This is a genomic window from Halorubrum sp. 2020YC2, assembly GCF_018623055.1.
Classification (GTDB): Archaea; Halobacteriota; Halobacteria; order Halobacteriales; family Haloferacaceae; genus Halorubrum.
The window spans coordinates 2516147-2536634 of the sequence record NZ_CP076019.1 but is presented as its reverse complement, the minus strand read 5'-3'; the positions used below and the strand labels follow the sequence as shown (position 1 = coordinate 2536634).

The following is a 20488-nucleotide window of genomic DNA, read 5'->3' as shown; positions in this document are numbered from 1 at the left end:
GTCGAACGGGCCAGCGGGATACTCGGGTGCCGCGTCAGCACCGGATGGAATCCGCGTATCCGTTCGGATCGGCTGCTGGTTGCTAGTAGATGCGACAATCCTACTTAAGTACTTAATGGCACGAGTATCAGCGGTGAAACTTGGACGGATAGCTTCAAATTCGCTGACGCGAGTGCTGTACTTATGCAACCCACGGCGAAAGCCCTCTCCCGGACTTACAGCGATCGCGTGTATCCGGATCCGTGGGAGAAGGTCCTCGATTACCGCCGAGTTCGGGAGCACGTCGCGGAACACCCGAACGCTGGACGGGTCCGCGTGGGGCGGGCGCTCGACCTCCCCGCCGAGCGCGTCCGCGGCTGGCTCGAAGACGCCGTCCCCGACCCGGTCCGGGGGATCAACATCGCGATCGACCGCGGCTGGCTCGACCCGGCTCCCGACGGCGAGACGGCTGCCGCGCTCGTCGAGCTGCTCGCGCACGTCCTCGCCGGCGGCAGCATTCCGGCCGGGAACTACGTCCCCGCGGTGACGCCGGGCGAGCGGGTCTCCGCCGGGGAGATCCGCGGTGCCCTCGAGCGCGTCGGCGTCGAGACGCGCACCCGCAACGCCGACACGCCGGGGCGTGCGACCGAGATCGTCCCCACCTGTGACGGAACGGTCCTCGGCCGGTGTCTCGTGGCGATGGGCGCGCCGACCGGCGTGAAAACGTCGCTCGACCACCTGCCTGCGGTCGTGTGGGACGTCCCCCGGCCGGTCCGGCGGTCGTTCGCCCGGACCTACGTTCGACACCGCGGGCTAAACTACGCCGACAAATCGACGACCCGCGTTCAGGTCGAGCGACCGGCCTCCTTCATCTCCGAGCTTCGCGACCTACTTGAGGACGTGATCGACGAACCCGTTACCACAGCGGACGCCGGACTCACCATCTCGGCGGACGCCGCCCGCGAACTCCAGATCGAGTAGCGTCACGGTTCGGCGCACTGCTCTTCGAGATCGTCCGCGTCGAGGTCGCCGGCGAGGTAGGCTCGACCCCGTTCGGTGACTCGGTAGTAGCCTCGCTTCTCGGAGGTCCTCTCGACGAGTCCGTGTTCGTCGAGGATCGGAAGGCGTCGCTTCACCGTCGGGTGAGAGACGCCGTCGACGTTGTGAGAAATCACCGCTAGGGGAGATCCAAGTCGGATTCGTCGAGCAGCTCCAAGATCGCAGGGTCCGACTTGGTCATCCACGATACCAGCGGGCGCATGCCTTCACGACTCGGTTCCCGTCTGATAACATCTCCTAAGAGCCTGCGTTCTAATTCCACCTGGTTTCTCTATAATACTGTATAGTATCAAAATACAACTGCCCGCTACGCGACATCCGGATCAACGGAAGCGCTCTCGCGGACCTGTCGTTCTCCGATGGGTCCGGCTCGAAGGAAAGCGGACCCCGCTGCTGGAGACGGCGGGTCCGCGTGGGCTTCCGTATCAGAGGGACGAAAGCCACGCTCCGCCACTACGCGCCGGGGTTTGAAGTCCCCGATCGACCGAGGAACCGCAACACAATCGCCCGAGGCGACTACTTTCAGTTTCACCGCCCGCGTCTGGATCGTCTCGCTTTAACACCCGTCCCTTCGGTCGGAGTCGATGCCTCCGAAAGAAGTTGTGCGGATGGAAGAGCGGCAGGATAGGCGGCGGTTCGCGTCGCCCCGCGGCCGCCGCTCGTGGGAACCGACAACCCACCGCTTCTGGTGTCGGAAGCGCGCCGCGAGCGACGACTACGACGGGTGTTTCAGACCCTCCGCGATCGGCCGACCGGCGCCGAGGAGGGGTCCGCGTGAGCGACGAGAGCGGACACGCGAGCCGGATCGCAGAGCGGCTCGCGGTGGACGACGGGGACGCCGAGAACGACGAGACGGGTGATCCGGAGGAATCCGACGAGCGGCGAGTTGGGCTCATCGCGCGCGAGACCGTCGCGCCCGGCGACGGCGTCGGGAGCCCGGCGGCGGCGGGCGGCGCGAACGCCCGAGCGTCACGTCGACGGCGTTCCCGGGGGCTTCGAACGCGGGCGCGTGGCCGAGGCGATTCGCGATTCGACGCGGAGCGGTGACGGCCTCAGAGGAGGCCCGCGCCGCCGAGCACGAGCCTGACGCCGATTACCGTCAGCAGGCCGAGGACGACCCCGCGACGCAGGCGTTCGCTCACCCGGCCGCGGAGCCGCCTTCCGACCGCGACCCCGGCGACCGCGGGCAGCGCCGCCGCCGCGGACGCGAGGGCGAACGCCGCGTCCGGGTAGAGTCCGAGCGCGCCGCCCGCGGCCACGCGCAGGCCGTTGATCCCGACGAACACGAGCGCGACGACGCCGACGAACAGCCCGTGCGAGAGGTCGAAGCTCCTGACGAACGCGACGAGCTGGACCCCGACGTTCGTCGCGCCGAAGAGGACGCCCGAGACGCCGCCGACCCCCGCCATGACGAACGGTGACGCGGCGAGTTCCCGGTCGGTCGCGTCGGCGAGTACCGGCAGCGGGACCGCGCGCTGCGCGGTCGCCACGAACCCGAGTGAGACGAGACCGAGAAGCACGCGCACCGGCGCCTCGGGGAGCCGGTCGAGCAGCGCCATCCCCGCGACCGTGCCGACGAGCGCGGCGACGAGCAGCGGCGCGAATCGCGCGCCGCAGGTGCGCAGCTCCTCTCTGGTGAGGTCACCGACGAGCGCGAGGTTGACGGCGAACATCGGGAGGATCATGAACGCGACGGCGGTCGCGGGGTCGAGCGCCGTCGCGAGGGCCATCGTCCCGACGACGGCGAAGCCGAACCCGGCGACCCCGTTGACGGCGCCCGCGACCGCGACGACGACGGCGATCGCCGCCGCCAGTTCGACCGAGAGCGCGAGGGTCATACCGCGGAGACGGGCCGCTCGCTGATAAATCGCCGTTGGCCGTGCGGCCCGCGGGCACGCACGGCGGTCCCCGTCGAGCGCCCCGCGCGGTGCCGCGGCAACGAGCGCGAGCCGCCGGACGGGAGGTCGTACCCGTGACCGGGTCCGCCGGAGCCCGGCCTCGGAACTCCTCGCGGCGAGACCGGGGGCTCCGGACGCACCCCCGCTCGATCGGTGCTAATAGGCCCGCTCGCTCCCATTCGAACACGTGACCCATCCCACCGACTACCGGGCCGGCTTCCGCACCCAGCCCGAGGAGGTCGCGGCCGAACGACTACCGATCGACGGGGAGTTTCCGGACTGGCTGACCGGCGACCTCGTCGGAAACGGACCGGGACGGTTCGAGGCCGGCGAGACGGACCTCCGCCACTGGTTCGACCCGTTCGCGATGCTCCGTCGCTTCCGACTCCGAGACGGGGCGGTGACCTACGCGAACCGCTTCGTCGAGAGCCGCGATCACGCCTTCGCGCGGGAGACCGGGGGCGTCCGGACGCCGTTCCCCGGGACGCCGCCCGACCGCCCCGTCTGGACGCGGGTCCGACAGCTCCTCCGGGGGACGTTCCCCGACAACCCGGTGATCGGCGTCCAGCGGTTTGGCGACGAGTTCGCGGCGGTGACCGAGTCGCCCACGGCGCTGACGTTCGACCCCGACACCCTCGAAACGACGGGACGGATCGACCTCACGGAGGGGATCGACAGCGACCTCACGCTCGCGCACGTCCACTACGACCGCGCGGCGGACGCCTTCCTCAACCTCGGCGTCTCGTACGGCCGCGAGACGGTGTACACGCTGTTCAGGCGCCCGGGAGACGGCGGCACGCCGACGCCGCTGACGCGGCTCCGGTTCGACGAGGCGCCGTACATCCACTCGTTCGCGGTGACCGACCGGTACGTCGTCGTCACGGTGAACGCGTTCGGACTGGACACGGCCCGCCTGCTCCGGGGGACGCTGACGGGGGAGACGTTCCTCGACGCGTTCCGCTCGCTCGAAGCGCCCCTCCGGTTCGTCGTCCTCGAGCGGTCGAGCGGCGAGCACGTGACGACCGCGACGGCGCCGCCGGCGTTCGTCTACCACCACGCCAACGCGTACGAGCGCGGCGACGATATCGTGGTCGACCTCGTCGCGTTCGACGACGAACGCGCCGTCACCGGGCTCGCGCTGTCGAACCTCCGGCGCGACGACCCGGACCTCCCCCGGGGAGACCTCTGTCGTTACGTCGTGCCGCTGTCTGGCGGTGAGGCCGCCCGCGACGAACTGCACCGCGGCCCCGTCGAGTTCCCGGTGATCAACTACCGGGCGGTGAACGGCGAGCGGCACCGGTACGTCTACCTCACCGAGACCGACGGCGAGTCCAGCCTCCCGACGGACATCACGAAGGTCGACGCGGAGACCGGGACCGTCCGCCGGTGGCGCGACTCGGGCACGCATCCCGGGGAACCGATGTTCGTGCCGAGGCCCGACGGCGACCGAGAGGACGACGGGGTACTGCTCTCGGTGGTGTTAGCCCCCGAGGCGGACCGGTCTCGGCTCGTCTGCCTCGACGCGGCGACGCTTCGGGAACTGGGTCGCGCCCGGCTCCCGCACAGGCTCCCGTACGGGTTCCACGGACAGTTCTACGGTCCCTCCGCGCCCGGCCGGAGCATGGCGTAGGTCCCGTGCGGGGGCAAGCGCCGGACGCCCCCGGCGCCGCCGTCCACGCGCTGGTCGCGACGCCGGTCTGGTACGCGGTCGTCCGGTCTATCCCGGGCGCCCTCGTCGGCGGGACGGCCGTCCTCGCGACCACGCCCGGCGTCTGGGGGCCGCGTCTCCTTGCTCGTCGGCGGTCCCTCCCTCGTCGTCGACCTCTCGCTCGTCGGGCGCCATGCCCTCCTCCGCGAGTTCCGCGAGCGCGGCCGCCGACTCCCCGAGGCCGGACAGGTCCATCCCCTCGCGAACGCGGTCCGCCTCCGTGAACTGAACGTCACCGTACGCGGCGACCTGAACCCGGCTCCCCTACGGGTCGCGGAAGTCCGGCCCGCTCGCGGCGAGTGCCTCTATCTCGCGCGCTCGGAGGTCGTCGACCGCGCCCTCTCCGGGCAGTTCTCCCGCGGCGACGGCCACGACCACGGGCGCCAGCACTGAGCGGGACCGCCGCCCCCTCGTCCGAGCGCCGCAGCGCCGCGCGCGAAGCCGAGCGTTTACGTCGGTTCGCCCCAACCACGAACCGACACAGATGGTATCTCGTGACACGCGGTCGGTCGGGGAGCTCGAACGGTGCGTCGAAGCGATCGACGCGACGGCACCGGCCGAGCGGGACGCGGACGACCGCGCACGGCTGACCGACGCCCTTGTCGCGCTCGCCGACGCCTACGGCGAGCGCGGCGAGTTCGACGCCGAGGCCGAGATGATCGCGCGACTGGACCGACTGCGCGGCCGAGGCGGAGCCGGCGACGTCGACGTCCACCTCGCGAACGCCCTCGCGAACGCGACGAGCGTGCGGGACCGCGACGACCTCTACGCGACCGCGATCGATCCCGACCGGATCGAGGCGTACAGGGGCCGGATCGAGGACCTGTACGACCGGCGCGCCGAGCCGGCGATCGCGGCCCCGCTGGCCCGGGCGACCGCCGAGACGATCCACGCGAACGGGAAGGGCGACCGTCGCGACCGTATCGAGCCGCTGCTGGACCGGCTCGAAGCGGTGTACGACGCGCACTCCGAGCCGGACGTCGCCGCCTCGCTGTTGCGGGCGTACGCTCACGCGGAACTGTACCTCGGCGCGGACGGGGACGTCGGGGGGTCGGACGGCGTCCCCTTCGGCCGCGACGACGCGACCGACGGGGCCGACGCGCCCGCCGGAACCGACGCCCGAGGCGACCGCGTCGCCCGCGCCGAGGAGCTGTTCCGGGCGCATCCGGACGGGGAGGTGGCCGCCGGGCTCGCGGGCGCCCTCGCCGGGCGGACGAACGCCGACGCCAAGCGGACGGACGTGGAGGCGATCGAGGACCGGATCGGTCGGATCGAAGCGCTCGCCGACCGGTACCCGGCACAGGAGGAGGCGATCGTCCGGTGGCTCCCGGTCGCGACGGCGAACGCCGCGCGCGCCGGCTTCGAGGCGGCCGACGTCGGCCGGGTCGAACACTGGGCCGGCGAGACGGCCGACCTCCACGAGCGGCTCTCGACGCCGTCGAGCGCGACGTGGGCGGCGGTCGCGACGTTCTTCTCGGCGCGGGCGTCGTTCTTCGACGGCGACGCGGAGGCGGGGGAGGCGAAGCTCGAACGCCTCGAAGCCCTCGAAGAGCGGTACGACAACCCGGTCTTCGCTCACTGGCTCGGGCGGGCGATGTTCGACGCCGCCCGCTGCTACGTCGAGACGGAGCGGTCCGAGCGCGCGCGCTCGATGGTCGAGGACCTGTCCGCGTTCGCGGTCGGCCATCAGGACCGCGACGAGATCGAGGCGGGACTGGACGCGCTCCGGTCGCACGCGCCGCACCTGTTTGACGAGGCGGACGGAGCGACCCCCGCGTCCGAGGAGCCGCTCGACGCGCCCGCCCGATCAGCCGACGCGGCTCCCGAGCCGACCGCCGTGACCGACGAGGCCGACGGGGCGTCGGCGGAGACCCGCGCTGACCCCGCTGTAACCGAAGAGCCGGAGCCGTCGGACGCCCGGAGCGTGGCCGTGAGCGCGGAGGCGGACCTCACCGCGTCGGCCTCCCGAAACGAGGGCGCGCCGGCCGACGAGGCCGACGACGACCTCCCCGGCTGCGGGAACTGCGGCGAGGACGGCTGCGGGAACTGCGGGTCCGGCGATGATCTACAGCCCCCGGCGTCCGGTCCGGAGCTCGCCGCCGCCGGCGCGGTCGTCGCCCTCGTCGGCCTCTCCGTCGCGTACACGCTCTATCGAGCACAGCGCGCCGTCCGGAACGCGGTTGGCGGGTCGTGAGAACCGGCGAGTGGTGAGGGGTGGCGAGTCGCGAGCGGTGGCGGCGCTCTGGCGCCTCCGACGCGCTCCGAGGTCGCGACACGTCATCACGTGTCGAGATGGCGCGCCGGACACACAGCCGCGGGCGGGTTTTGTACGAGTGATCGTTACGAACAGTCACGATGGCGAAGGCAGCAATCGTGATTCTCGCCGGCAACGAGTCGCACGCCGACTACGGTCGCCTCGCAAACGCGCTGGAGGCCGCCAAGGAGTTCGCGGAGAACGACGACGACGAGCTGGAGCTCATCTTCGACGGCGCCGGGACGCAGTGGATCCCGGAGCTGGAAGACGAGGAGAGCGACTACCACGAGCTCTACCAGGCCGTCCGAGACGACGCCGCGGTCTGTGACTACTGTTCCGGCGCGTTCGGCGTCGAGGACGCCGTCGCGGACTCGGGACTCGCCACGCTCGACGAGTACGACGGCCACCCCAGCGTCCGCTCGCTCGTCGACGACGACTACGAGATCATCACGTTCTAGACGGTCCGGCCCGCTCGCCGGACGGACCGCCGGCTCGCCCGGCTCCCGACGTCCGAGCCGGGAGACGCCGACTCGGCGGCGGCGTCGCTCCCGCTGACCGCACCCCCCGATTCCTTTCGCGCACTCCGCGCTCCCGGCGACCGCCGGTTCTCCAGATCCCCGTCAGGCTAGACCCCCGTCACCCCTTGCCGCTCGGAACGGACTTATCCGGGCGTCGGGCCATCCTCGGGTATGATCGAACTCACGCGGGCGGCGTACGACGAGGTCGTGTACCGGGCGTACGAGGGCGGCGAGACGGAGATCTGCGGCGTGCTCGCCGGCGAGCACGGCACCGACGGCGACCCGAGCGTCGTCACGGAGACGTACGCGGCGGAGAACGTCGCGGAGACGCCGGAGATCCGCTACCTGATCGACCCCGAAGAGCAGCTCGAGCTGATCGAGAGCGTCGAAGACGCGGGCCTCGACGTCGTCGGCTTCTACCACTCGCACCCGACCGGCCCGACGAACCCGAGCGAGACGGACGCGGCCCGGGCGACGTGGCCGGACCGCTCGTACGTGATCTGCGCGCTCGACGGCTACCCGTTCGTCGGCTCGTGGCGCTGGCGCGACGACGCGGACGAGTTCGAGCAGGAGACGGTGTCGGTGCGGAGCGAACGATAGGGCGGGTTCGAGTGACGGATCGACTCGTAAATCGCTGACACCGGGTCGGCGCCGAACACAATCAAAGCCCCAGCCGTGAGGGCGGCGCACGCTCGCTGTGCTCCTCGGTCGTTCGGTCCGCTCACTCCTTGCGGTGCTTGCGTCGACTGCGCCGCCCTCACGGCAGCGTGGCGCTACGCGCCACGGGCAGCGAGGGACTCCGTCCCTCTGGCAACCGGGCTTCGCCCGGTGACAGCCGGCGGCGAAGCCGCCGGCGACTGCCCCTTTGAGTCCCACCCCACACAGCACCGCAACCGCCGGAAGACGTTCCTGCTCGCTTCGCTGCGCGGGCTGCGGCTTCCGTTCTCCCGCTCGCTCCCTCCGGTCGTTCGCGGGACCGCACCTCACGCCTCCCCAGTCTCGTCGGTCGCCCTCGCTCCGCTTCGGGCGACCGACTCCCTCGCGCGTGCTGTCGCCGGCGCTTCGCGCCGGCTTCCAGAGGGACCTTCGGTCCCTCGCGGCTCGGCCGCGGGGCGGCCTCGCAGGCACGCGCCTCCGCGTCGTTTGTTTATATGCTACTGCCCCAACCCGATCGTTATTTAAATAGGTACTACGGTCAGCGCTCACGACGACAAGGGGAGCCGCTCCGAGGTTCGGCCTCAGTCGGTCGCTTCGATCTCCGGTTCCGCGTCGCCGCCGGCGTCGATGGCGCAGGAGGCAGTGTACTCGACGTCGTGGACCGACTCGATGGCGGGGTCGTCGCCGCAGACGGGGCAGTCGTCCTGTTTGGGGATCTCGACTTTGTCGAACTCCATGTCGAGCGCGTCGAAGAACAGCATCGAACCGTCGAGCGACTCGCCTTTGCCCATGAGGTGTTTGACCGTCTCGGTCGCCTGAAGGCAGCCGACGGTTCCGGGGAGGACGCCCAGCACGCCGGCGGTCGCGCAGTTCGGGACCATGCCGGCCGGCGGCGCCTCCGGGAACAGACAGCGGTAACACGGCGAGTCGTCGTCGCCCGCGAACGTCGTCACCTGCCCCTCGAACCGGAAGATAGAGCCGTGCGAGAAGGGGATCCCGGCGAGTGTGCAGGCGTCGTTGACGAGGTAGCGCGTCTCGAAGTTGTCCGTGCCGTCGACGACGAAGTCGTAGCCGTCGATGAGCTCCTCGATGTTGTCCGGGGTGACGCGGAGCTCGTGGCGCTCGACGTCCACGTCGGGGTTGAGGTCCGCGACGAACTCCGCGGCCGAGTCGACCTTCTTCCGGCCCACGTCGTCGTCGCCGTGGATGACCTGCCGCTGGAGGTTCGACAGCTCGACCTCGTCGTCGTCAGCGACGCCGAGCGTGCCGACGCCCGCCGCGGCGAGGTACTGGATGATCGGCGCGCCGAGCCCGCCGGCGCCGAGGACCAGCACCTCGGCGTCCAGCAGGTCCTTCTGCCCCTCCGGCCCGACGTCGTCGAGGATGATGTGTCTGGAGTAGCGGTCGAGCTGCGTCGGATCGAGGTCGAGATCGCTCATTCGGCCGCACGTAGCGTCCCCGGACGGTTAAGCCGGCCGTCCACCGGTGGGTGCTGCCGCCACCTCAGAGGTGCGTCGGGGACGCACAGGCGGCCCACGGGCCCTCGCCGTCGCGGCGGACTCCCCGCGCCCGTCGCCGTCACCGCCGTCGAGCGCTCGGACGGCCGTCGGAGTCGCGGCGGCCCGCGCGGACCCGGCCGTGGGCCGTGTCAGACCGGGGTCGACGTTGCCGTCGACACGCCCCTTTTGAGGGTGAGCGTCGAACCGGCGGTATGGCGACGATCAAGCTTCCGGCCGCGCTGGTCGGCGGGTCGGCGACCTCGACGGTCGAGGTCGCCGGCGAGACGGTGGCGGAACTGCTCGACAACCACGCCGCGGAACACGGCGACGAGCTTCGCGACAGCGTGATCGAGGACGGCGAGATCAAGGAGTTCATCAACGTCTACGTGGACGGCACCCCGGTCGACGGACTCGACGCGGAGGTCCCGGACGACGCGCAGGTGCGGGTCATCCCCGCGGCCAGCGGCGGTCGGTAGCTCGGCGGACGCTTTTAGCCGGCTCTCTTTCGGTGCTTAGAGGTACTCCTCCCATAGCGGGATGTCCGCGTACTTGTCGCCGCGGTCGCACAGCATGAACACGACGGCGTCGTCGTCCCCGAGGTCGCCCGCCTCGTCGAGGGCGGCGACGGCGGCCGCGCCCGCGCCCGCCGAGGTCCCCACGACGAACTGTCCGTCGACGCGCAGGTGGCCGCGGACCGTCTCCGCGTCGTGCTGGCCGGCATCGGCGATCGGGATTGGGTCATTGGCGTACCGCTCACGCAGGGCGCGGGCGCGGTCGTAGGCGTCGTCGGTCGAGACGTACAGCTTCCGGTCGAGCACCGACTCGTCGTACGTCTCCGGGTGGTAGTGGTCGCCCGTGCGGAGGTGTTTCAGGCCGTCGATGGCGTGGAGCGGCGCTTCCGGCTCGAAGCCGACGACCTCGACGGCCCCGTCGCTCAGGTCGGTCAGCCCCCGCCGGTCCCGGTGACCGTCCCGCCCGTCCCGGCGCCGGCGAGGAAGTGGGTCACCTCGCCGTCGGTGGCCTCGTGGATCTCGCGTGCCGTCGTCCGCTCGTGGGTCCCGGGGTTGTCCGGGTTCTCGTACTGGTTCGGGCGGTAGTAGGCGTCGGGGTCCGCGGCGACGATCTCCTCGCAGCGCTCGATGACGGCGTCGTAGCCGAGGTCGGCGTCGACGAAGTGGATCTCGGCGCCGGCGTCGCGGACGGCCTCGACCTTCCCGCCCGCGGCGTTGTCGGGCATGACGATTTCGACGTCGTAACCGCGTGCGCTCGCCAGCCGCGCGACCTCGCTGCCCGTGTTGCCCGAGGTGGGTTCGATCACGGTCACGCCGGGTTCGAGGTCGCCCCGTTCCTCCGCGCCGTCGAGCATCCCCTTCGCGATCCGCGACTTGATCGAGCCGCCGCCGTGGGGCGCCTCGTAGAGGTTGAACCACTCCGCCTTCGCGTACACCGCGGCGTCGCTCTCTAAGTCGAGGTCGAGTTCGAGCAGCGGCGTCTCGAAGATGGTCGACTCGTCGACGGCGTGTCCGGCCATACCTCCCGTTCGCCGCTCCCGGATAAGAGTCCGACGAAAACGGCGGTTTCGAGCCTCGTCGCGGTCGTGCGCGGCGAACCCCCGTCCGAGATACGGGAGAAGCCTGCCGGTCACGAAAGGGGTTCACCGAGGAGGGACGTATCCGGGTCCATGAGTGAACTCTCGTGGGACGACGTCGTCGAGGCGCCCGACGAACTCGACGACGGGACCGCCGAGGTCTGTCCGTACCCGCAGGTCGAGGCGAAGAAGGCCATCGCGGGGCTCGCGCCCGGCGACGTGCTGGTCCGGAAGACGGACCACATCCCCAGCAGCGAGAACGTCCCGAAGGCGGTCGGCGACGACGCGACCGCGAAGGTGTGGGAGTCGGGCGACGGCTACCGCACCTCCCTGCGGAAGGAGTAACCATGGTCGAGGAACTCACCCCCGAGGAAGTCAACGAGCGCGTCCAGAACGGTGACGTCCGGGTCGTCGACACCCGGCCGCCCGAACAGTACGAGCAGGGCCACATCCCCGGCTCGATCAACGTCCCGCTGGGCGACCTCCCCTCGCGCGTCCCCGACATCGACTGGGACGACACCGACGTCGTCTGCGCCTGTCCCGTCGGGGAGTCCTCGAAGCAGGCCGCGATGCTGATCAGCAGCTACGAGGGCGTCGAGGACGACGTGGTCGTCGCGAGCATGGCCGGCGGCTACCAGGAGTGGACGTTCGAATTAGAGACCGGCGCGCCGACCGACGCCTGAGCGGGCGGTTTGGTTTCCTCCTTTTTGAGTGGCTTCTCGTCCACACGCCGTCGACGCTGATTCAGTAGTGGACACGGCGGTGGCGCGTGCCTGCGAGCGCCCGAAGGGCGCGAGACAGCACGCGCGAGGGAGTCGCGAGCGCTGTAAAGCGCGAGCGACGAGGCTGGGGGGCCTGAGGTGCTGTGCGGGGCGGGAGTTAAATGGGCAGCCGCGAGGCGGGCGCAGGCGTTCACGAGAGCGAAGCTCTCGTGAGCCAATCAGAACGCAGAGCGTTCTGATGACGACGTAAGTAGCGTGGCGCTACGCGCCACGGAAAGTCGTCGGCGAAGCCGCCGGCGACACCGCAACGAGGGAGCGAGCAGCGCGAGCGACTGAGGAGCACAGCGAGCGTGCGCCCGCCTTCCGGCCGGGGCTTTGGATGTGTTGTCCCCGACAGCAGTCACGTATAACCGAGCGACTGGGGCTTCGGAGGCAGTTACCTCCGATAACTCCCCAATCTGTCATGAACGAGCAGCTGAGAATTCAGACCCGTCTCCCGTCCAAACAATTATCAGTTATCGAACGGTCTAGATAGCGTGGATTCAGAGCGATCCGATTCAGGTAGTGAAAGCCGGATACTCCGCCGACGCCGACTACTGAGCGCTGCCGGCGTCGGACTGACAGCGTCACTTGCGGGCTGTGGGAGTGGCGGTAGCGGCGCCGATCCGGACGATGATCAAGGAAGTGACAACTCCACGGACGCGACCTCCGAGTCGGGTTCCGGCGGTGAGGAGACCACGGGGGACGACGATAACGAGGAACCGACCGGACCGGCGTCCTACGAGATCGCCTCGGTCGATCATCCTGACGAAGTCAGGATCGGTGAAGAGCACACCAGTCAGGATCGGTGAAGAGCACACCAGTACGGTCAGGGTGGAGAACGGGTGGAGAGGACGGTGCCTTCACGGGGACGTTAGAGGCTCGCTTCGAGGGTTCCGAACAGTGGACGGAAATCGAGGAGGTACGAGTCGAGGTACCGGGCGGTGAGACGGCGACGTGGGAATCGACGGCCGTCCCGCTCAGCCGATCGGGGACCGTTCAGTTCCGAATCGGTGAGACGGAGTGGAACTACAGCGTCGTTCTCGTCGCGCCCGAGACGCAGTCGTTTGCCGGGCGCGGGGACGCTACTCGCGAAGCGGTCCCCCTCGAAGCGGGCTGACGATCGCGCGGGCGACCCACTCCGGTCAGGGTGACTTCAGCGCTAGCGTCCTCGGCGGACAGACGAACGCCGTCGTCGTCTTCGCTAGTGGATCGTTCGACGGAGCAGGGACCACGACGCTCGAAGCGGGGAGTGGATACCTGCTTAACGTCTCCGCCGACGGCTGGGAGGTCGAACTCGAACAGCCCCGCTCCGCGGAGGGCGAGCCGCTACCGGCGTCGTACAGCGGTCAATACAAAGACGTCGTCGGCCCGATCCGGTTCGACGGGGCGACCGAAGTGCGCGGCGAACACAGCGGTGACGTAGCTCTCTGAAAAGCGCCGGACCGGTCCGGTCCGAAACCGGGTGCCCGGCTGGAAAGTGGTCGTGGCGTCGAGCGGAGCGCCGACGACACGTAGGAAGCAGCTTCGCGGTCGGTCGTCGCTCCGGGGAACATACCGACTACCCGATGATCTTCCGTTGGCCCTCGTAGTCGAGGTACTCGATGTTGTCGTCCGAGGCGAAGTCCTCGCCCTCGGGGATCCGCATCGTGAAGGTGTCGTAGGTGTCCAGATCCATCACCTGGACCTCGTCGCCGCTGACGTTGACGACCTGTCCCTGCTTCCGCTGGATGATCGGGACCCACACCTTCGCGTCGACCGGTTGCGAGAGCGAGCGCTTCTTGTCGTCGAAGACGCCTTGCCCTCGACGCGAGCCTTGGCGCTGCCGTGTTTGCCGGGTTTGGCGGTGCTGTAGTGATTGATCTTACAGGGCGCGTCGTCCATCACGTAGCTGCCCTCCTGTTCGCGAACCTGCTTCTGCTCTCGCGGCATAAGCGGTATTTCCCGCGGCGCGTGTATAAACGGTTTGGAACGCCGTCGGACGGGCGCTCACGGGTCGGCGGTCGCGGCGGCCGTGAACTCGTCGGACGGCGTCTGCGGCGGTTAGGGGTCCAGTTCGTCGACGTACTCCTCCCGCTCTTCGTCCTCGTCGACGTTCCCGTCCGGCGGGACGAGCTGGCCCGTGTACAGGTAGCTGACGACGAACATGACGATGAAGCCGACGCCGACCGCGGCCGTCGTCCGTCCGCACGACGAACGGGAAGTCGATGGCGTAGAAGAAGCGGTCCGCGACGGCGATAGAGAGCGCCGCGGCCACCAGGATCTTCTGCTCGTCGGTCGGGTTGCGGACGAACTCGACCACGTCCTCTTTGAGGTCGCCGAAGAACCCCATCAGGCGTCACCTCCGGTCGTCGCGGCCGAGTCGGACGCCGCGGCGTGCTCCTCGATCACGCGGCTCACCCGGTCGAGACCGTCTTCCAGTTCCTCGGTCGGGAGACCGAATCCGATCCGGAAGCGGCCCGGGAAGCCGAACAGACCGCCGGGCGCGAGGACGACGCTCGCCTCCTCGACGACCGTCCGGCAGAACTCCTCCGCGTCCGCGAAGCCGTCGGGGACCGTCACGAACGCGTTGACGCCGACGGGGTCGAGCCAGTCGAGGTCGTGTGCGTCGACCCAGTCCGCGACGCGGTCGCGGTGGGCGGCCGCCAGTTCGCGGTTCTCCGACAGGATCCGGTCCTCGCGCCGGCCGAGCGCCTGCTTCGCGACGTGCTGGCCGAACAGGCTCGGGGAGATGGTGGTGTAGTCCTTCCAGCGCCACGCGCGCTCGACGACCGGCTCCGGCCCAGCGATCCAGCCGAACCGGAGGCCGGCCAGCCCGTACGCCTTCGTGAGGCTCGTCGTCGAGATGCCGTGCGCCCCGTAGCTCGCGACCGGCGGCTGCGGCTCCGCGGCCAGCAGGCGGTACACCTCGTCGCAGAGCAGGTAGGCGTCGCGGTCGACGGCGACGTCGTACACCGCCCGCATCGCCGCCTCGTCGTGGTACTGCCCGGTGGGGTTGTTCGGGTTGTTGACGACGATGACGGCGGTGTCGTCGCGGGCGGCGTCCGCGACGGCGTCGGGGTCCAGTTCCCACTCGGGCGGCTCCAGTTCGACGCGGGTCACGTCCCCGAACGCGTCCGGCACGGCGTGGAGCGCCTGGTAGGTGGGGGTGACGACGACCGCGTGGGTGCCGGAGCCGACGCCGGCCGTCTCACCGTTTCCGCCGACGGGCCCCTCGTCGCCAAGTAGCGAGAGGAACGTCAGGAAGTTCGCCTCCTGCGTGCCGCAGGTGAAGAGCACCTCGTCGGCGGACCGGTCGTAGCGGTCACCGACGGACGCCCGGAACTCGGGGTCGCCGTCGGTCGGATGACGTAGCCGAGCTTCCCCGGGTCGAGGTCGAACCGGCCCGCGTCGAGCGACCGGATCCCGCTTTCGGCCAGCATGATGTCGGCCTCGTGCTCGTGCTCCGCGAACCAGCGTTCGAGGCCGAACGGGTCGATGCGCATACCCGCGTTCGGGCGGCCGCGAGGTTAGGTGCTGTGGTTGCCGGTGGTTGTCGAGGGCGAGTGTGTTCCGTGTTTAGGACTCCGACGATTCGACGAGGGACGCTTCCGAAGTCCCAGCCGCTTATTTATAATCGGTTGTCGGCGGTTCGGCGGTGAACGCTTCCAAAGCCCCAGTCGCTCGGTTATACGTGGTCGACTGTGGATCCTCGGCGGACACCTCCAAAGCCCCAGTCGCGAGGTCGCCGTACGCTCGCTGTGGTCCTCGGTCGCTCGCTCCCTGCGGTCCTTGCGTCGCCTACGGCGACCTCGCGACCGCCCCTTTGAGTTCCACCCCGCCCCGCACAGCACCTCATCCATCCCCAGCCTCGCGGTTCGCTCGGGGCTCTCTCCGGTCGCCCCTCACTCACCGCGTCCCTCGCGCGTGCGACTTCGCGCCCTTCGGGCGCTCGTCGGCACGCGCCACCGCATTGTTCTTTATAAGTATCGTCGCCACCTGCCGCAGATATTTAAACAACAGATAGCGGTCGCCGCCACCACCGCAACGACTTTTGCCGGGGATTACGACGCCGACGGCATGGTTCTCAACCGGCAACGGCTGCTCGGCGTGCTGCTCGTCGCTCTGGCGACGCTCGCGGCGGCCGTGCTGGCGGAGGTGCTGCTGCGGACGGTCGTGTTCGCGGTCACCGTCGCGTACGTGCTCTACCCCCTCCGGCAGCGGCTCGTCGGCCGCGGCCTCTCGCGCCGGATCGCCTGCGGCGTCGCCACCGCCGTCGCGTTCGTCGGCGCCACCCTCGTCGTGGCGCCGCTCCTCTACGCGCTGTACCGACGGCGGTCGGAGCTGATCGCGATCCTCGAGCAGATCCCGGACCTCGTCCCGATCAGCGTCGGCGGGTTCGAGACGGTCGTCGAGATCGCGCCGTTCGCCGCGGCCGCCGAGACGTGGGTCAGGGGAGTCGCGCTCGCCGTCGCGGGCGCGGCGACCCCGGCGGCCGCGCGGGCCGGACCGACGGCGACGCGGTCCACTACCGGAACCGCTTCCTCCGCACCGACGCCTACGAGGCGGCCCGTGCCGGCGAGTTCGAGGGCGGGTTCGCCACGGCGAGACCACGCTCCGCTCGCGGCTGGCGGGGTTCCTGACGGCGCCGTACGACAACGCGAACATCGTCGCCGAGCGGGTCGGCGACAGCTACCTCGCGCTCACCGAGTCGCCCCGCGGCGTCGAGTTCGACCCGAGCGCGCTGGCGACGACCGGGCCGGTCGACCGCGAGGGCGACGCCCCGAGCGGCCAGCTCTCCTGTGCCCACTTCAAGCGGGACCCGGCGACCGGGGCGCTGCTCACGGTCGACACCGAGTTCGGCCGCACCAGCCGGTACCACGTCACCGCGTGGACGCCGGGCGGCGACCGGAGACACGTCGCGACCGTCCCGACCGAGAAGCCGGCGTACATGCACAGCTTCGCGCTCACGCCGCGGTACGTCGTGTTGACCGAGTTCCCGCTCCGGCTCGACCCGCGCCGGTTCCTCAAGCCCGGGCGCCAGCCGGCGTTCATCGAGCAGTTCGAGTGGGAGCCGGACCGCGGCACCCGGATCGTCGTCGTCGACCGCACCACCGGCGCGGTCGTCGCCGAGCCGACGACCGACCCCGTCTTCGGGTTCCACCACGTGAACGCCTTCGAGCGGGCCGGCGGGACGGAGGTCGTCTTCGACTTAGAGACCGTCCCGGACGCGACGACGATCGACTCCTTGTACCTGGAGAACGTCCGCGCCGGCGAGATGGGCGCGCTCGTCGGGCGGGTCGAGCGGTTCACCGTCGACCTCGGGTCGTCAGAGGGCGCCCGTCGATACGGTCCCGGAGACGCGACGGTGACCCGCGAGCCGCTGTTCGACGGCGGGTCGGCGCTGCCCACGTCGTCGCCGGCGCGCTGGTGTCGGTCCCACCGCTACGTGTACGCGATGGGGATGGACGCGCCCGTCACGGAGTGGGCTCGCCGCGTCGTGAAGATCGACGCGGAGACGGGGACGGCCCGGACGTTCGACGGCGGCGGCGACTACTTCGGCGAGCCGCTGTTCGTCCCCGCGCCCGACGGCGAGCGCGAGGACGACGGCGTCGTGCTCACCGTCGCGCTCGACGTCGACGCCGACCGGTCCCGGCTGCTGGTCCTCGACGGCGAGACGTTCGCCGAGCGGGCGCGCGCGACGCTGCCGCACGCGGCGCCGTTCGACTTCCACGGCCGGTACTTCCCGGAGCTGCGCGCGGCCCCGCGGAGTGACCGCGGTCGCCGTCGCCCGGTTCGCGCCCCCGGCCGTCGCGGACGCGGTGCGGCACGTCACTCGGTAGTGATCCCGGCGACGACCACGTACAGGCCGAAGGTCGCGATCACCGTCCCGGCCAGCTGCGTGCCGGCGGTCGGCAGGAACCCCACGTCGGGGTACAGGAGCGGCGCGCGAGCATGAACCAGCCGCCGAACACGGTCGTCAGAACGGCCGGCGGGAGGCTTGGCGTCTCCGCCGCCCGCAGCAGCTGGAGGTTTCGGACCGCGAACACCAGCCCGAGGACGCCGCTCGAACTGACGCTCCGGTGAAGGCGGTCGAGGCGCCGAGCAGCGGGGGGAGGACGGTGGCCACGGCGCACGCGGCGACGCAGGCGGCGGTCGACGCGGTCAGGAACCGCGACGCGTGTCGGTCGGTCACACGGGTACCTCGGCGCCCACCCGATTAATTCCACCGGCGCGGGGGTTCCCCGCCGAGCGCGCCGCCCGGCTGCGACGGGTCGGGACGCGGCGGGGCGCCGGCCGCCACACCAAACGACTTTTCCCGGGAGCGCGTCGGCGCGCCCATGGAATCACGGTCGGCGGCAACTGAGCGGCTCGAATTCGGCGTCCTCGGCACCGCGTCTATCGCCCGCACCGCGCTGATCCCGGCGATCGCCGCGAGCGACCACGCCGTCGGCGCGGTGGCGTCGCGGGACGCGGCCCGCGCCGAGCGGTTCGCGACCGAGCACTCGATCCCCCGCAGCTACGGCTCCTACGAGACCCTGCTCGACGACGACGCGCTCGACGCGGTGTACGTCCCGCTCCCCAACGGACGCCACGCCGAGTGGACGAAACGCGCCGCGGACGCCGGATTACACGTCCTCTGCGAGAAGCCGTTGGCCGCGGACGCCGACGAGGCGCGCGACGTGGTCGCCTACTGCGACGAGCGGGGCGTCACGCTGGTGGAGGCGTTCATGTACCGCTACCACCCGCGCACCGAGCGCGCGCTCGCGCTCGCGGCGACCGAGCTGGACGACGTGCGCTCGGTGACGGCGACGTTCCGCTTCCCGCTGTACGACCGCCCCGACGACGTGCGGCTCGACCCCGACCTCGCCGGCGGATCGCTGATGGACGTCGGCTGCTACCCCGTCTCGCTGGCCCGGGCCGTCCTCGGCATGCCCGACCGGGCGTACGCCCACGCCGGCGACACGCGCGACGCCGGGGTCGATACCGAACTCGCGGGCGTGCTGGCGTACGACGACGGGCGGTCCGCGCGGGTCGCCGCCGGGTTCGACACCCAGCTCGTCCAGCGGTACCGGATCGACGCGACGAACGGGTGGGTCGAGGTCGAGCGGGCGTTCGACGCCCGAGCGACGAGCCGGTGGAACTGACGTACGAGGTCGACGGCCGGCACGGCGTCGAGACGTTCCCCCCGGTCGACCAGTACCGGCTTCAGGTCCAGCGGTTCGCCGCCCGCGTCGCCGACGGAACCGCTCCCCTGACCGACGGGACCGAGGCCGTCGAGAACATGCGAACAATCGACGCCCTCGCCCAAAGCGCCGCCCACGGCGGTCCCGTCGACCTCTGATCGGGGCGATCGGTGCCGCGTCTCAGTCGCGCCCCAGCACCGCGGCGAGCGCCTCCGTCGCCGCCTCGTGGAGGCTCGACCCGTGGCCGACGAGCACGCGGTCCGGCTCCACCCCCGCGAGCCGTCCCGGCGGATCCGCCACGGCCGGGTGGACGCCGAGCGCGTCGTCGCCGTCGCGGAACGCCGGCAGCGTCCCCAGCGTCTCCGGCACGACGAGGGTCCCCGTCACCTCGCTCCACAGCGCGGCCTCCTCCCACTCGTCGTCCCGGCGTAGCTCGCGCACCTCGTACCCCGTCTCCGCGAGCGCCGCCTCGGCGTCCGTCGCCTCCGCGTCCAGCTTCTCGCGGGTCAGCGACATCCGCTCGGGGACCGACACCGCGACGTCGTGTCTGCGCGCCAGCGCCGCCGTGTCGCGCGTGTGACGGTCCTGAAGAACGACGACGCCGGCCACGTCGCCCGCCTCGCGGAGCCGGTCGTCTATCCCGTCGGCGTCGACGGGGTCTACGACCCACACTCCGGTCTCCGTCGCCAGCGCGTGGCTCGCCCGGCGGGCGTCCTCGTCCGGGTCCGCGATCCAGCTGAAGCCGCCGTCCCACTCCGTCACCTCGGCCGCCGCGTCCGTGTCCGTCATGCGATCCCGTGCGCTGGCCACCAGCATACATCTGTGCCTGACCGCGGTCGACACCGCGTCGACCGGCGGAGCCGCGGGGCGACCGCCGGCGCGTCACCTCAGCGTTTTACGCCTCGCGGCCGTACCTCCGGACCGTGAAACGAAACGTCGGACGGCTTGACGCGGTCGCGCGGATCGCCGGCGGCGTCGCGGTCGCCGCCCTCGCGGTCCTCGCCGCGACCGGGACGGTCAGCGTGCCCGTGGTCTCCGCGTTCGGACTCGCCGTCGCCGCCGCGGTGCTGATAGTCGAGGGGGCGACCCGGCGGTGTCTCCTGTACCGCGTCCTCGGGATCGACCGCTGCCCGGTCGACTGACGCGCCGATCGCCTACCGCGCCGGCGAGCGGTTCCCGTCGCCGGACTCCGGCGACGGGGACCGAACCGCGTCCCACGCGCTAATACAGGCGTCACACAGGTAGTACGCGAAGCCGTCGATGTCTCGGTGGGTGAGCGAGGCGTCGATACCACATCTCTCGCAGTTCATGCCCGGCCACAGCGCCAAGACGAATATATGTCTTCTGCTCCCGACCATAACCGTGATAATCCGTTACGGAACCGACGAAACGGAAGTTCCG

Annotated in this window: 17 protein-coding genes and 9 pseudogenes; 15 read left to right on the top strand and 11 right to left on the bottom strand. The window is 70.6% G+C overall.

Going from position 1 to position 20488, the window contains the following annotated elements; all coding sequences use genetic code 11:
• The first annotated feature begins 183 nt into the window (after window positions 1–183).
• Entirely contained in the window at window positions 184–960 is a 777-nt protein-coding gene (locus KI388_RS12765) for a hypothetical protein (RefSeq protein ID WP_215086980.1), read from the top strand.
• A 2-nt stretch (window positions 961–962) separates the two neighbouring features.
• Here KI388_RS12765 and KI388_RS12760 read toward each other — a convergent pair.
• Window positions 963–1240: pseudogene (locus KI388_RS12760) on the bottom strand (ArsR family transcriptional regulator).
• Window positions 1241–1812: 572 nt separating this feature from the next.
• Here KI388_RS12760 and KI388_RS12755 point away from each other — a divergent pair.
• Window positions 1813–2085: a hypothetical protein gene (locus KI388_RS12755; RefSeq protein ID WP_215086979.1), complete on the top strand. Its 273-nt coding sequence runs from the start codon at window positions 1813–1815 to the stop codon at window positions 2083–2085.
• Window positions 2086–2090: 5 nt separating this feature from the next.
• On the opposite strand, the gene KI388_RS12750 is transcribed toward KI388_RS12755, so the two are convergent.
• Window positions 2091–2876 carry a TSUP family transporter gene (locus KI388_RS12750; protein WP_215086978.1) on the bottom strand — a complete coding sequence of 262 codons (786 nt, stop codon included), beginning with the start codon at window positions 2874–2876 and terminating at the stop codon, window positions 2091–2093.
• A 247-nt stretch (window positions 2877–3123) separates the two neighbouring features.
• Between KI388_RS12750 and KI388_RS12745 the strand changes: the two genes are divergently transcribed.
• The 6 genes and pseudogenes from KI388_RS12745 (at window position 3124) to KI388_RS12725 (ending at window position 8016) form a co-directional block, all read left to right on the top strand.
• The gene (locus KI388_RS12745) at window positions 3124–4566 is read left to right on the top strand and encodes a carotenoid oxygenase family protein (protein WP_215086977.1); all 1443 of its coding nucleotides are present in this window, start codon (window positions 3124–3126) and stop codon (window positions 4564–4566) included.
• Window positions 4567–4592: 26 nt separating this feature from the next.
• Window positions 4593–4682 (top strand): annotated as a pseudogene (locus KI388_RS15660) (sulfite exporter TauE/SafE family protein); the annotation flags it as partial.
• Between the two features lie 43 nt (window positions 4683–4725).
• Window positions 4726–5037, top strand: coding sequence for a hypothetical protein (locus KI388_RS12740; RefSeq protein ID WP_215086976.1), 312 nt, complete (start codon window positions 4726–4728; stop codon window positions 5035–5037).
• A 91-nt stretch (window positions 5038–5128) separates the two neighbouring features.
• Window positions 5129–6838 carry a hypothetical protein gene (locus KI388_RS12735; RefSeq protein WP_215086975.1) on the top strand — a complete coding sequence of 570 codons (1710 nt, stop codon included), beginning with the start codon at window positions 5129–5131 and terminating at the stop codon, window positions 6836–6838.
• Window positions 6839–6999: 161 nt separating this feature from the next.
• Window positions 7000–7356, top strand: a complete 357-nt coding sequence (locus KI388_RS12730) for a DsrE family protein (protein ID WP_215086974.1) — start codon at window positions 7000–7002, stop codon at window positions 7354–7356.
• 231 nt (window positions 7357–7587) lie between these two features.
• Window positions 7588–8016, top strand: a complete 429-nt coding sequence (locus tag KI388_RS12725; RefSeq protein ID WP_215086973.1) for a desampylase — start codon at window positions 7588–7590, stop codon at window positions 8014–8016.
• Between the two features lie 638 nt (window positions 8017–8654).
• Here KI388_RS12725 and moeB read toward each other — a convergent pair.
• Complete coding sequence (gene moeB, locus KI388_RS12720; protein WP_215086972.1) at window positions 8655–9512, bottom strand: molybdopterin-synthase adenylyltransferase MoeB; 858 nt, start codon at window positions 9510–9512, stop codon at window positions 8655–8657.
• 272 nt (window positions 9513–9784) lie between these two features.
• On the opposite strand from moeB, the gene KI388_RS12715 reads away from it, so the two are divergent.
• The gene (locus KI388_RS12715) at window positions 9785–10048 is read left to right on the top strand and encodes a MoaD/ThiS family protein (RefSeq protein ID WP_215086971.1); all 264 of its coding nucleotides are present in this window, start codon (window positions 9785–9787) and stop codon (window positions 10046–10048) included.
• A gap of 36 nt (window positions 10049–10084) precedes the next feature.
• Here KI388_RS12715 and KI388_RS15430 read toward each other — a convergent pair whose 3' ends face one another.
• Entirely contained in the window at window positions 10085–10390 is a 306-nt protein-coding gene (locus KI388_RS15430) for a hypothetical protein (protein ID WP_251133154.1), read from the bottom strand.
• A 125-nt stretch (window positions 10391–10515) separates the two neighbouring features.
• Complete coding sequence (locus KI388_RS15425; RefSeq protein ID WP_251133153.1) at window positions 10516–11103, bottom strand: pyridoxal-phosphate dependent enzyme; 588 nt, start codon at window positions 11101–11103, stop codon at window positions 10516–10518.
• A gap of 150 nt (window positions 11104–11253) precedes the next feature.
• Here KI388_RS15425 and KI388_RS12705 point away from each other — a divergent pair, with 150 nt between their 5' ends.
• A complete protein-coding gene (locus tag KI388_RS12705) occupies window positions 11254–11505 on the top strand; it encodes a sulfurtransferase TusA family protein (protein ID WP_215086970.1) in 252 nt (83 codons plus the stop codon).
• Between the two features lie 2 nt (window positions 11506–11507).
• A complete protein-coding gene (locus KI388_RS12700) occupies window positions 11508–11843 on the top strand; it encodes a rhodanese-like domain-containing protein (protein WP_215086969.1) in 336 nt (111 codons plus the stop codon).
• A gap of 1500 nt (window positions 11844–13343) precedes the next feature.
• Here KI388_RS12700 and KI388_RS15420 read toward each other — a convergent pair.
• From KI388_RS15420 to KI388_RS12685, 4 pseudogenes are all read right to left on the bottom strand, one after another.
• A pseudogene (locus tag KI388_RS15420) lies at window positions 13344–13477 on the bottom strand (agmatinase); the annotation flags it as partial.
• Window positions 13478–13482: 5 nt separating this feature from the next.
• A pseudogene (locus tag KI388_RS12695) lies at window positions 13483–13853 on the bottom strand (translation initiation factor IF-5A).
• A 111-nt stretch (window positions 13854–13964) separates the two neighbouring features.
• A pseudogene (locus tag KI388_RS12690) lies at window positions 13965–14253 on the bottom strand (hypothetical protein).
• Window positions 14253–15406 (bottom strand): annotated as a pseudogene (locus tag KI388_RS12685) (aminotransferase class I/II-fold pyridoxal phosphate-dependent enzyme). The pseudogenes KI388_RS12690 and KI388_RS12685 overlap by 1 nt, the downstream one beginning before the upstream one ends.
• 574 nt (window positions 15407–15980) lie before the next feature.
• Between KI388_RS12685 and KI388_RS15415 the strand changes: the two are divergent.
• The 3 pseudogenes from KI388_RS15415 to KI388_RS12670 all read left to right on the top strand — a co-directional run.
• Window positions 15981–16385, top strand: a pseudogene (locus tag KI388_RS15415) (AI-2E family transporter); the annotation flags it as partial.
• A 32-nt stretch (window positions 16386–16417) separates the two neighbouring features.
• Window positions 16418–17658: pseudogene (locus KI388_RS12675) on the top strand (carotenoid oxygenase family protein); the annotation flags it as partial.
• Between the two features lie 583 nt (window positions 17659–18241).
• Window positions 18242–19245, top strand: a pseudogene (locus tag KI388_RS12670) (Gfo/Idh/MocA family oxidoreductase).
• Window positions 19246–19267: 22 nt separating this feature from the next.
• Here the strand turns inward: KI388_RS12670 and KI388_RS12665 are convergent.
• A complete protein-coding gene (locus KI388_RS12665) occupies window positions 19268–19876 on the bottom strand; it encodes a hypothetical protein (RefSeq protein ID WP_215086968.1) in 609 nt (202 codons plus the stop codon).
• A gap of 134 nt (window positions 19877–20010) precedes the next feature.
• On the opposite strand from KI388_RS12665, the gene KI388_RS12660 reads away from it, so the two are divergent.
• Window positions 20011–20229: a DUF2892 domain-containing protein gene (locus KI388_RS12660; RefSeq protein WP_215086967.1), complete on the top strand. Its 219-nt coding sequence runs from the start codon at window positions 20011–20013 to the stop codon at window positions 20227–20229.
• A gap of 12 nt (window positions 20230–20241) precedes the next feature.
• Here KI388_RS12660 and KI388_RS12655 read toward each other — a convergent pair whose 3' ends face one another.
• Window positions 20242–20397 carry a hypothetical protein gene (locus KI388_RS12655; protein WP_215086966.1) on the bottom strand — a complete coding sequence of 52 codons (156 nt, stop codon included), beginning with the start codon at window positions 20395–20397 and terminating at the stop codon, window positions 20242–20244.
• Between the last annotated feature and the right edge of the window lie 91 nt (window positions 20398–20488).

Excerpts from the sequence above, each read along its gene's own strand:
- KI388_RS12765 (WP_215086980.1), top strand. The coding sequence starts at position 184 with ATGCAACCCACGGCGAAAGCCCTCTCCCGGACTTACAGCGATCGCGTG.
- KI388_RS12750 (WP_215086978.1), bottom strand. The coding sequence starts at position 2,876 with ATGACCCTCGCGCTCTCGGTCGAACTGGCGGCGGCGATCGCCGTCGTC.
- KI388_RS12735 (WP_215086975.1), top strand. The coding sequence starts at position 5,129 with ATGGTATCTCGTGACACGCGGTCGGTCGGGGAGCTCGAACGGTGCGTC.
- KI388_RS12730 (WP_215086974.1), top strand. The coding sequence starts at position 7,000 with ATGGCGAAGGCAGCAATCGTGATTCTCGCCGGCAACGAGTCGCACGCC.
- KI388_RS12725 (WP_215086973.1), top strand. The coding sequence starts at position 7,588 with ATGATCGAACTCACGCGGGCGGCGTACGACGAGGTCGTGTACCGGGCG.
- moeB (WP_215086972.1), bottom strand. The coding sequence starts at position 9,512 with ATGAGCGATCTCGACCTCGATCCGACGCAGCTCGACCGCTACTCCAGA.
- KI388_RS12715 (WP_215086971.1), top strand. The coding sequence starts at position 9,785 with ATGGCGACGATCAAGCTTCCGGCCGCGCTGGTCGGCGGGTCGGCGACC.
- KI388_RS15425 (WP_251133153.1), bottom strand. The coding sequence starts at position 11,103 with ATGGCCGGACACGCCGTCGACGAGTCGACCATCTTCGAGACGCCGCTG.
- KI388_RS12705 (WP_215086970.1), top strand. The coding sequence starts at position 11,254 with ATGAGTGAACTCTCGTGGGACGACGTCGTCGAGGCGCCCGACGAACTC.
- KI388_RS12700 (WP_215086969.1), top strand. The coding sequence starts at position 11,508 with ATGGTCGAGGAACTCACCCCCGAGGAAGTCAACGAGCGCGTCCAGAAC.
- KI388_RS12665 (WP_215086968.1), bottom strand. The coding sequence starts at position 19,876 with ATGACGGACACGGACGCGGCGGCCGAGGTGACGGAGTGGGACGGCGGC.
- KI388_RS12655 (WP_215086966.1), bottom strand. The coding sequence starts at position 20,397 with ATGAACTGCGAGAGATGTGGTATCGACGCCTCGCTCACCCACCGAGAC.